The sequence below is a fragment of the Pseudomonas sp. Pseusp97 genome (genome assembly GCF_047304025.1).
Taxonomy (GTDB): domain Bacteria; phylum Pseudomonadota; class Gammaproteobacteria; order Pseudomonadales; family Pseudomonadaceae; genus Pseudomonas.
On record NZ_JBGLYK010000458.1, the window covers coordinates 1 to 844 of the forward strand.

At 71.6% G+C, this 844-nt stretch carries 2 protein-coding genes; both read left to right on the forward strand.

All coding sequences use genetic code 11. The features are described from left to right. Positions 1 to 463, forward strand: a 463-nt coding sequence (locus ACCC94_RS29865; protein WP_413353193.1) for a PhnE/PtxC family ABC transporter permease, incomplete at its 5' end; no start/stop codon positions are given. Continuing rightward, positions 460 to 844 (forward strand): PhnE/PtxC family ABC transporter permease (locus ACCC94_RS29870; RefSeq protein ID WP_413353194.1); only part of this gene is annotated, 385 nt, incomplete at its 3' end. The genes ACCC94_RS29865 and ACCC94_RS29870, both read left to right, overlap by 4 nt.

Sequence of the window (844 nt, forward strand, 5' to 3'; positions counted from 1 at the left end):
GATCAGCAGGCCGCGCACCGGCCAGCGCAGCGTGCCGGAAATCGTCTGGGCGCTGCTGTTCGTCCGCGCCGTGGGCCTGGGCCCCACCGCTGGCGTACTGGCGATCGCCATCACCTACGGTGGCATGCTCGGCAAGGTCTACGCGGAAATCTTCGAATCGGTGGACCCGCGCCCCACCCGCGCGCTACTGCTGGGTGGCGGTTCGCGGCTGCAGGCCTTCGCCTACGGCGTGCTGCCCTCGGCCGCGCCGGAACTGATTTCGTACACCGTCTACCGCTGGGAATGCGCGATCCGCGCCTCCGTGGTGATGGGCTTCGTCGGCGCCGGCGGGCTCGGCCAGCAGATCGACCTGTCGCTGCGCATGTTCGCCGGCGGCGAGGTGGCGAGCATCCTGCTGACCTTCCTGGTGCTGGTGCTGGGCGCCGACCTGCTCAGCCGCTTCCTGCGCGGGAGGCTCGAATGAGCGGCCTGCTGCGCAGCCTGGGCTGGCTGCTGCTGATCCTGCTCGCCGTCGGCGCGTCCTTCGCCTACCTGGAGATGGATACCGGCGGGCTGTTCGACGCGCGCGGCCTCGGCCAGATGCTCGACTACGGCCGCGATTTCCTCTCTCCGGACCTGAGCGCCACGCACCTCGCGGCAGTCGGACGCGGCGCCCTGGAAACCCTGGCCATGTCCGCCATCGGCACCCTGCTCGCCGCGCTGCTGGGCATGCTGCTGGCGCTCCCGGCAGCCGGGCGCTTCGGACGCATCGCGCAGAGTCTGTCGCGGCTGCTGCTCAACGCCCTGCGTGCGGTGCCGGAGCTGGTCTGGGGCGCGCTGATGGTGCTGGCCGCCGGGCTCGGCC